Annotated in this window: 8 protein-coding genes and 1 pseudogene; 6 read left to right on the forward strand and 3 right to left on the reverse strand. The window is 61.8% G+C overall.

What is annotated here, in order from left to right:
* The 3 genes and pseudogenes from EOA85_RS39075 to EOA85_RS18540 all read right to left on the reverse strand — a co-directional run.
* On the reverse strand, positions 1-306 hold a 306-nt coding region (locus EOA85_RS39075), incomplete at its 3' end, for a MerR family transcriptional regulator (RefSeq protein ID WP_245485861.1).
* 12 nt (positions 307-318) lie between these two features.
* Positions 319-2,832: pseudogene (locus EOA85_RS18535) on the reverse strand (heavy metal translocating P-type ATPase); the annotation flags it as partial.
* A gap of 224 nt (positions 2,833-3,056) precedes the next feature.
* Positions 3,057-4,223, reverse strand: coding sequence for an FAD-dependent monooxygenase (locus tag EOA85_RS18540; protein WP_127210693.1), 1,167 nt, complete (start codon positions 4,221-4,223; stop codon positions 3,057-3,059).
* 208 nt (positions 4,224-4,431) lie between these two features.
* Between EOA85_RS18540 and EOA85_RS18545 the strand changes: the two genes are divergently transcribed.
* The 6 genes from EOA85_RS18545 to EOA85_RS18570 form a co-directional block, all read left to right on the forward strand.
* Positions 4,432-5,094 (forward strand): hypothetical protein, encoded by a 663-nt coding sequence (locus tag EOA85_RS18545; protein ID WP_245485859.1) that lies wholly within the window; start codon positions 4,432-4,434, stop codon positions 5,092-5,094.
* A gap of 432 nt (positions 5,095-5,526) precedes the next feature.
* The gene (locus tag EOA85_RS18550) at positions 5,527-6,246 is read left to right on the forward strand and encodes a FadR/GntR family transcriptional regulator (protein ID WP_127210695.1); all 720 of its coding nucleotides are present in this window, start codon (positions 5,527-5,529) and stop codon (positions 6,244-6,246) included.
* A 61-nt stretch (positions 6,247-6,307) separates the two neighbouring features.
* Positions 6,308-7,282: a sialic acid TRAP transporter substrate-binding protein SiaP gene (locus tag EOA85_RS18555; protein ID WP_127210698.1), complete on the forward strand. Its 975-nt coding sequence runs from the start codon at positions 6,308-6,310 to the stop codon at positions 7,280-7,282.
* Positions 7,283-7,356: 74 nt separating this feature from the next.
* Positions 7,357-7,929: a TRAP transporter small permease gene (locus EOA85_RS18560; RefSeq protein ID WP_127210696.1), complete on the forward strand. Its 573-nt coding sequence runs from the start codon at positions 7,357-7,359 to the stop codon at positions 7,927-7,929.
* 3 nt (positions 7,930-7,932) lie between these two features.
* On the forward strand, positions 7,933-9,339 hold the full coding sequence (locus tag EOA85_RS18565) for a TRAP transporter large permease (RefSeq protein WP_127210697.1): 1,407 nt from the start codon (positions 7,933-7,935) through the stop codon (positions 9,337-9,339).
* Positions 9,336-9,585: alcohol dehydrogenase catalytic domain-containing protein (locus EOA85_RS18570; protein WP_164759735.1), on the forward strand; the 250-nt coding region annotated here is incomplete at its 3' end. The genes EOA85_RS18565 and EOA85_RS18570, both read left to right, overlap by 4 nt.

Consider the following 9,585-nt stretch of genomic DNA (forward strand, 5'->3'; position numbering starts at 1 on the left):
GTCCCGCAGTCCGGCGAGTTCCGCAAGTTTCCGGTCGATTTCAGCGAGCTTGGCTTCCGCTATGGCCTTCACATCCGCGCTCTCGCGCTCCTTGTCGCGGTAGAGCGAAAGGAGCTGTCGGCATTCCTCCACAGAGAAGCCAAGGCTTCGGGACCGCTGCAGGAAGCGCAGGCGATGCACGTCGGCCGTCGAATAATCCCTGTACCCGTTGTCGGCACGATCAGGCCTAAGAAGACCGATGTCTTCGTAGTATCGGATGGTCTTTGGCGGCAGGCCGGACTTTTCTGCGGCGGTTCCTATGTTCATGATCTGACCTCCAAGCCTCCGCGAACGCAGTTGTAGCGCGTTGCCGATCACGGAAACCGACGAAAGGCTCATTGCCGCTGCCGCGATCATCGGCGACAGCAGCGTGCCGAAAACCGGGTAGAGAATACCCGCCGCTACCGGTACGCCGAGCGCGTTGTAGACGAAGGCGAAAAACAGGTTCTCCTTGATGTTGCGGATCGTCGCCTGCGACAGCCGCCGCGCCCGGACGATGCCGTTGAGATCGCCCTTGAGCAGCGTGATCCCGGCGCTCTCGACCGCAACATCGGCTCCCGTTCCCATCGCAATGCCGACATCGGCCGCCGCCAATGCGGGCGCGTCGTTAACGCCGTCGCCGGCCATCGCGACGCCTGCACCTTTCGCATGCAGCTCATCGATCAGCGTCTTCTTGCTTTCGGGCAGCATATCGGCCCTGACTTCGTCGATGCCGAGCCTCGAAGCTACAGCTTTGGCGGTGCGCTCGTTGTCGCCCGTCGCCATAATGATCCTGAGCCCGCTGTCGTGCAGCGCGCGGATCGCTTCCACCGTTGTCGCCTTGATCGGATCGGCGACGGCGACGAGACCGGCAAGCCTGCCGTCGGTCGCAACGAACATCACGGTCTTGCCGTCGGACCGCAGCGCATCGGCACGCTCCTTCGCCACCTCCAAGCCGATGCCCAGATCGTCCATAAGCAGCGCGTTGCCGAGCGCGACAGCGCGGCCCTTGACGGCCCCTCGGACTCCCTTGCCGGTGACGGCCTCGAAGTCACCGGCCTCGCCGATTTCTGCGCCGCGCTCCCGCGCGCCCTCGACGATCGCCTCGGCCAGCGGATGCTCCGAACCCTTTTCCAGACTGGCGGCAAGGCCGAGCAGTTCGGTCTCAGGAAAACCGTTGAGCCCGACGACATCCGTCAGCCTCGGCCTGCCCTCGGTAAGCGTGCCGGTCTTGTCGACGATCAACGTATCGACCTTAGCGAAGCGTTCCAACGCTTCCGCCTCCTTGATCAGCACGCCGGCCTGTGCGCCACGCCCCGTGGCCGTCATGATCGACATCGGCGTCGCCAGCCCGAGTGCGCAGGGACAGGCGATAATCAGCACCGAGACGGCCGACACGATGGCGAAAACCATGCTCGGCTGCGGGCCGATAACCGCCCAGACGATGAAGGCGACGACGGCGACGAGAACGACAGTGGGCACGAAGTAGAATGAGACGCGGTCGGCAAGGCCCTGGATAGGCGCGCGCGAGCGCTGTGCCTTGGCGACCATTTCGACGATGCGCGACAGCATCGTATCTGCGCCGACTTTCTCGGCGCGGATGACGAGCGTTCCGTTCTTGTTGAGCGTGCCGCCTGTGACTGGGGAGCCAGCCGTCTTCTCGACCGGAACGGATTCACCGCTCAGCATTGATTCGTCGACTGAGGAGCGGCCTTCGAGCACGGTTCCGTCGACCGGCACACTGTCGCCGGGCCGCACGCGCAGCCGCTCGCCCGCCTTCACCTCGTCGAGCGGCACGTCTGCCTCCGAACCGTCTGCCGCAATCCGCCTGGCCGTCTTCGGCGCGAGGTCGAGAAGCGCGCGGATCGCCGAGCCGGTGCGCTCCCTTGCCTTCAGTTCGAGCACCTGGCCGAGAAAGACCAGCGCGACGATCACCGCGGCCGCCTCGAAATAGACCGGAACCGTGCCGCCATGGCCGCGGAACTGGTGCGGAAAGAGGTTGGGGAACAACGTCGCCACGACGCTGTAGACATAGGCCGTGCCGACCCCGATCGAGATCAGCGTCCACATGTTCGGACTGCGGTTGATGATCGAATCCCAGCCGCGATGGAAGAAGGGGATGGCCGCCCATAGCACCACCGGCGTCGCCAGCGCCAACTCAATCCAGGCTGCCGGCTGCTCGCCGAGCCAGTCGCGGAACGGCAGGCCGAACATCGGTCCCATGGTGATCAGAAGCAGCGGGATCGACAGGACAGCACTTACCCAGAGTCGACGGGTAAAATCGACGAGTTCCGGATTAGGACCCTCGTCGCCAGTCGGCACGCCCATCGGTTCCAGCGCCATGCCGCAGATCGGGCAGGAACCCGGCTTGTCGCGGATGATTTCCGGATGCATGGGGCAGGTGTATTGCGTGCCCTTCGGCATCGGCTCCGACGCTGGCCGGCCACTCAGAAATTTGCCGGGGTTGGCCTCGAACTTACCCTTGCAGCCGGCCGAGCAGAAGTAGAAACCCTTGCCTTCGTGGCGCGCGAAGTGCTTCGCTGTGGCGCGCTCGACGGTCATGCCGCAAACTGGATCGATCGCCTTGAGAAAGGCTTCCGGCTCCTTCATGAATTTCGTCCTGCAGCCTTCCGAACAGAAATGATAGTTATGGCCGCCGAAGGTCGCCGAAGGCTTTCCGGCGGCCGGATCGACCGTCATACCGCAGACCGGATCGCGGATGACGACGATCGAGGTAGCGGCCGACGCGTGCGAGGAACAGCACGAGCCATGCGATATGTCGGTGTGGGTGGCGTGATCGTGACGGTCGCTCATGGAGCACTCCTAAATGGGCAACTCCCCCACCACCTACGGTTTCCAGTTACTGGAAGGTCAAGTGGCTTTCTGCAAAATGATCTCTTACCTTCCGCCGCGATATGGCCGGCGCGTCCCCGGGGGTTGCCGCAGGATGAGATGGGTGCCCCCTCACTCGCCGCCAAGGCCTTAGCCACTATGCCGCCGACAGAAAATTGGACGATTGGTGCGTTTAATCGCCGGCGCTAGGCGGCGGCCCTGACAGGCTCGAAATCTATATCAAGAACCGCCTCGAGCTGCCGGTCCATGAAATACTCCGGTATGCTCTTTACCAGCAAGTTGCGTAGCGGGACGACAAGCGGGTTCTGCCATTGCGCAATTTTGGCATAGAGGCGTGATTCAACCGCGACCCTATGTGCCCTGTCGAGACGGCGTTTGTCATACTCGCGGATGGCCCGGTCGGCCGGAAGCCGCCCGAACAACGCTGCAAGAACGGCCGCGTCTTCCATGGCAAGTCCGGCGCCTTGTCCCAGATCTGGCGTCACGGCATGCGCGGCGTCGCCAAGCAAAACCGCTCTTCCGCGCGTGAACGAGGGCATTGGATCGAGATCGAGAATGTCCGCCCAGATCAGCGAGTCCGCCGGGGTCCGATCAAGGACCTCCGGGACTGGCTCGTGAAATCCGGAAAACATCGCCTGCACTTCTGCAAGATCGGCCTGAGCCAGCTTGGGGTCGTCCCGGTGATTGGCACCACAGCAAGCAAACCAGTAGACCCTTTCGCCGGGGATCGCGGCCAGGCCGATGCGTTTTCCGGCTCCCCAGCTTTCGGTAAGACGCGCGGGGTCCATTCCTTGCGGGAAACCGGGCGCGATGGCTCGCCAGCAAGCGTAGCGAGCGAAATGCTCACGAGATTGCGGAAACAGCGCTCTACGAACCGCGGAGTGAATGCCATCGCAAGCGAGCACCAGCTCGCTTTCCACAATCTCCCCATTCGCAAAGCGCAGGGCGATGTTGTCGCCAACCTGCCGAGCATCCACGCATTCCATTTCGGTGCGGATGATCGAACGTGGTAGTTCCGAAAGAAGGGCCTTGTGGAGATCGCCGCGATGCAGCACGGCCATGCTGAGGTGACCATATTGCTTACTGAAGCGCTGAAAATCCGTGGATTGGAGAACTTGTCCCTTGTCGTCGAGAAGATCGAGCCTGTGTATTGGCTGCGCCTCGGCCACAACCGCTTCGTAGAGCCCGAGCGTACGAAGGGCACGAAGCGCATTGGCGCTGAGACTGAGACCCGCACCCAGAGGTTTCAGTTCGCTCGCCTGCTCGTAAATCTCGGTCTCCCATCCGAGCAACCGCAGGCCCTTGGCCACTGCAAGTCCGGCGATGCCTGCGCCAATGATGACCGCGCGCATGTTCACGCTCCCTTTCGCCTTTGCCACGCGGCAAAACACTTTGCGAGACCAAAGTGTTCCCGAGGAAACAGGCGGCTAACGCCTTCGCCAATTTCACTCGAAGGGAGGTCTGCGGTGTGGCGTACCGACGCCCTGGAGCTCTGACGATCGCGTCCGAGATTCGCGAAATCATGTTACAGGCGTTAAATAACTTCGCATGGACAGGGATATGAGCCAGACGCAGAGTTCCGTCGGCGCTTCGGCTACGGTGGCATTCATCGATCTTGCGGGCTTTAGCGCCATCGCGGACGTTTATGGAGATGCAGCGGCAATCGATGTGCTCGAGATTTTCGAGAGCATGGTCCGCGAGGCGCTCGCTGGCTACGAGCCTCCGATCAAGTGGATCGGGGATGAAGCGATGCTCTCGTTTCCGGAGCCGGAGTTAGCGATCCAGGCGCTTGGAACGCTGTTGCAGGCATGCCGGGAAGAACCGCGCCTTCCGCTCACCCGGTCGGCGCTGAACCATGGACCGGTCATCCGCAGGGCAGGTGATCTGTTTGGATCGACCGTCAACATAGCGGCACGTATTGCTGCGCTTGCGTTCCCCGGTCAATTGCTTGCGACTCAACCCATTGCCGACGCCGCTGCCGCCAAAGGCATCTTGGTGCGGGATCTCGGAGAGGTGGCGCTGCGGTCGGTAGCTGATGAAATCCCTCTTTACGAGATCGAACTTGCCCCCTCGCCTGACCCGGCCTGGATCGATCCAGTGTGCAAGATGCATGCTCCGTATGCATCCTATCGACGGGCCGCCCCAGAAGGGCCATGGTTTTGTTCGCCGCGTTGTGAAGAGGCATATCGGAAGTCGCCGCAGACCTATCCACTGGCTCGATGACACGGCTCCCCTAGCTGCCTTGGCGCCCCCTCTCGGCCTATACTCATTGCGCAGGTGAGATATGCTACGGTGCCGGAAGTCGCCGCAGCATGATCGGCTGCCACAAGTGGCACATTGGTGCCGATGAGCGCACTTTCAGAGTTTCGCCGACTTTCATCCTGATCGCGTCCGTCGAAGGATAGGTGCGGCCGTTGATGGTGAAATAATTGTCCGCCGGCGGAAGCCAAATCCTTCCAGCTGCTGGAAGTTCAAGAGTTGCCGTCCAGCCATGGCCGATCCGTCGTTTCCAAGAAAGTCACGGAGAATGGGTTCCATGGGCGTTCTCTGCTGCTTGACTCTCAGCCTTTTTCGCGGCAGGTTTGATCAATAGGTCAGACCAATTTACCGATCCGCGATCAGCCTAATGATTCCGTTGAAGTAGAATGGGTAACAATGCCGATCCAGGCCGTTGAACCGCGTCGACTTTACCGACAGATCGCCGATCAGCTCAGGCAGCTGATCGACGCGGGCGAGTTCGCAGTCGGCGATCGGCTGCCGACCGAGCGCGAACTGGCCGATCAGCTTGGCATCTCCCGCCCGACCGTCCGTGAAGCGCTGATCGCGCTCGAGGTCGAGGGGCGCATACGCATTCGCGTCGGCTCGGGCATCTACGTCACCGAACCGCCGCGTGCCGAAATTTTGACGGCAGAAATGGATGAAGGCCCGTTTGAGCTGTTGCGGGCGCGCGAGTTCATCGAAGGGGCGATCGCCGCCGAAGCCGCCCTCCAGGTTCAGCCGATCGACATCGAACATATGGACGACGTGCTGCGCCGCATGGAGAACATACTTCACCCGACCAGGACGACGATCGCGCTCGACCGCGAGTTCCATACGATGGTGGCGGGCATTCTCGGAAACGCCGTCCTGGTGCGCTTCATCGGCGAGCTTTTCGACCAGCGCATGAACCCATATTTCGAACGCCTGTCGAGCTATTTCGAGAACAGGGAGTCCTGGCGGGCCGCCGCGGAGGAGCATCGCGCGGTGCGCGACGCGATCGCGGCGCGCGAGCCCGAACGGGCCAAGGCCGCCATGCAGGAACATCTGCGTCAGTCTCAACTGAGATTCTCACGCAATTTCGGTGAGAAATCTGCGGCCAAGGAGGTCGCGGGATAGGAGTCGGCCGACCGGGAGGATCCTGTCGGCACAGTCAAATCCAATCACAGGGAGGAATATGATGTTGAGAAAATACGCCGTTCTGCTCGGCACGATCGCCGCAATCGCTCTGTCCATGGCTTCGGCCTCTGCACAAACCGCGCTGAAATGGGCTCACGTCTACGAAACGTCCGAACCCTTCCACACCGAGTCCGTGTGGGCGGCGGAAGAGATCAAGAAGCGTACCGACGGCCGCTATACAATCGACGTCTTCCCGGCCTCGCAGCTCGGCAAGGAAGCCGACATCAACCAGGGGCTGACCCTCGGCACGGTTGACATCATCATCTCCGGATCGAGCTTCGCCGCCCGCGAATTCCCACCGATCGGCGTGACCTACTTCCCGTTCACTTTCCGCGACGCCGATCATCTGCTCGCTTACACCAAGAGCGACAAATACAAGGAGTTGACCGGCGGCTACGAAGAGGCGTCCGGCCATCACATCACGGCGACCACCTACTACGGCACCCGTCACACGACCTCCAACCGGCCGATCGAAAAATGCGCCGACATGCAGGGCCTGAAGATCCGCGTGCCTGATGTGCCGGCCTATCTCGCCATGCCGCGCGCCTGCGGCGCCAACACCGCGCCGATCGCCTTCGCCGAGGTCTATCTCGCCTTGCAGCAGGGCACGGTGGAAGCGCAGGAAAACCCGCTGACGACGATCGACGCCAAGAAGTTCTACGAAGTGCAAAAGCATATTATCCTGACCGGACACATCGTCGACCATCTCAACACGATCGTGTCGCAATCGCGCTGGTCGCAATTGTCGGACGAGGACAAGGCGATCTTCACCGAGGTGATGCAGGAAGCTGCCGCGCGAGCGACAAAGATCATCGTCGATCGCGAGAAGGCCCTGGTTGAGACCTTCAAGGAACGCGGTCTCACCGTCACCGAAGTCGATCGCGCCGATTTCGAAAAGAACGTGATGGAGAAGGTGACGTTCGAGGAGTTCGGCTACCGCAAGGAGGATTGGGAGGCGATCCGCGCCGTCAAGTAACCTGCATCAATCCCGGCCCGGCGCGACAAGCGCGTCGGGTCTGCCGCTGTCCCAACGGTGTCCGGAGCTTGCCGATGACCCAAGAGGTCCACACCCAGGTTACCCCCGAAGAACTGGCGCATGCATTCGAGGAAGAAACCGCGCCCGTCGATCTGTCGCGATACGCGGTGGAAGACTGGCTCACGCTCGCCGTGTTCTGGGGCATGTCGCTCTGCGTGTTCCTGCAGTTCTTCACGCGCTACGTCATGAACAACAGTTTTGCCTGGACCGAGGAGATCGCCATCAACTGCCTCGTCGTCGTGGTCTTCCTGGGCTCGGTCATGTGCACGCGCACCACGCGCCACATCCACGTCGACGTGCTTTATCATTACCTCCCCGCTGGGGCGGGGCGCTACCTGGCGCTCGCGGTCGATCTGATTACCATTTGCTTCTTCGCCTATATGTCCTGGCTCCTCTGGCGCTATGTCGGGATCGTCCACCGCGAGCGGATGGTCACCATCAACCTGCCGCGCAACGTCGTCTTCTACGCCGTCTTCGCCGGTTTCGTGCTGATGATGCTGCGCGCCATCCAGGTATTCATCGGCAACATCCGCCGTGGCTACTCGGCGCTGGAGCGCCCCGCCGCGTTCGACGGACTGGGGGAATAGGCCATGCTGCTTCTGATCGGAGCGTTTCTCGTCCTGATGCTGGTCGGTGTGCCCGTCGCTGCGTCGATGGCGGTGTCGTCGCTGCTCTATCTCGTCTTCTATGGCGTGGCGCCCGACATCATTGCCGCGCAGCGCATGATAGCCGGTGTCGAGAGCTTTCCGCTGCTCGCCGTGCCGTTCTTCATCTTCGCCGGCAATCTCATGAACATCGCCGGCGTCACCGGGCGGATCTATTCCTTCGCGCTGGCGCTTGTCGGCTGGATGAAGGGCGGTCTCGCCCAGGTGAACATCATCGGATCGGTGGTCTTCGCCGGCATGTCGGGCGCAGCCCTTGCCGATGCCGCCGGTATCGGCACTATCGAGATCAAGGCGATGCGCGACCACGGCTATCCCGTGGAGGCGGCCGTCGGCGTCACCGCGGCGTCCTCGACGCTCGGTCCGATCTTCCCGCCGTCGCTGCCCTTCGTCATATACGGCATGATGGCCAACGTCTCGATCGGCGCGCTGTTCATGGCCGGCATCCTGCCCGGCGTCGTCATGACGGTGCTGATGATGGTGACGGTCGCGATCTTCGCCCATCGCCGGGGCTGGGGTTCGGACACGCCGTTCAAGTTGAACCGGCTCGCCGCCGCCTCGATCGAGGTAGCCGTCGTATGCTGCTTTCCCGTGGCGGTTTATGTCCTTGTCGAGATGGGACTGTCGCTCAATATTGCCGTTGGCATCGCGCTCGTCGTCCTGATCGCCTGCGACTGGTATTTCGATTTCTCCGCCGTCATGGCGCTCATGACACCCATCATCCTGATCGGCGGCATGACCATGGGCTGGTTCACGCCGACCGAAGCGGCCATGGCCGCCGTCATCTGGTCGTTGTTTCTCGGGCTCGTGCGCTATCGCACGATGACACTCGCAGCCTTGGCCAAGGCCAGTTTCGACACGATCGAGACGACCGCGTCAGTCCTCTTCATCGTCACAGCAGCGTCGATCTTCGCCTGGTTGCTCACGGTCAGTCAGGCGGCGCAGCTCTTCTCGGTCTTCATCACATCGCTGACCGAAAACAAATGGGTGTTCCTGATCCTGGTGAACATCCTGATGCTGGTAGTCGGCTGTTTCCTCGACACGATCGCCGCTATCACGATCCTTGTTCCGATCCTCCTGCCGATCGTGGTCCTCTACGGGATCGATCCTGTGCATTTCGGTCTGATCATGACGCTTAATCTTATGATCGGTCTCCTCCATCCGCCGCTCGGCATGGTGCTGTTCGTCCTCTCGCGGGTCGCCAAGCTGTCGGTCGAGCGTACGACTATGGCAATTCTGCCCTGGCTCGTCCCGTTGATTGTCGCGCTGATCCTGATCACCTTCATCCCCGCCATCACGCTGTGGCTGCCGACGCAAATGGGACTGATCCGATGACCGACAGCGCAGTCGCCGCGACGCTGTTCGGCCCCGAGGATCTGCGTGTCGTCGAGCATCCGCTCGGCCCCCTCACGCCGGGAATGGTGCGCGTGCGTTTCGGCGCAGGCGGCATCTGCGGTTCGGACCTGCATTATTTCCGTCATGCGCGGACCGGCGATTTTGTCGTCACATCGCCGCTCGTGCTTGGCCACGAGGTCGCCGGAGAGATTGTCGAAATCAGCGCGGACGCGCCCGGACTTGCCG

It is taken from the genome of Mesorhizobium sp. M5C.F.Ca.IN.020.29.1.1, assembly GCF_003997375.1.
In the GTDB taxonomy this organism is placed as follows: Bacteria; Pseudomonadota; Alphaproteobacteria; order Rhizobiales; family Rhizobiaceae; genus Mesorhizobium; species Mesorhizobium wenxiniae.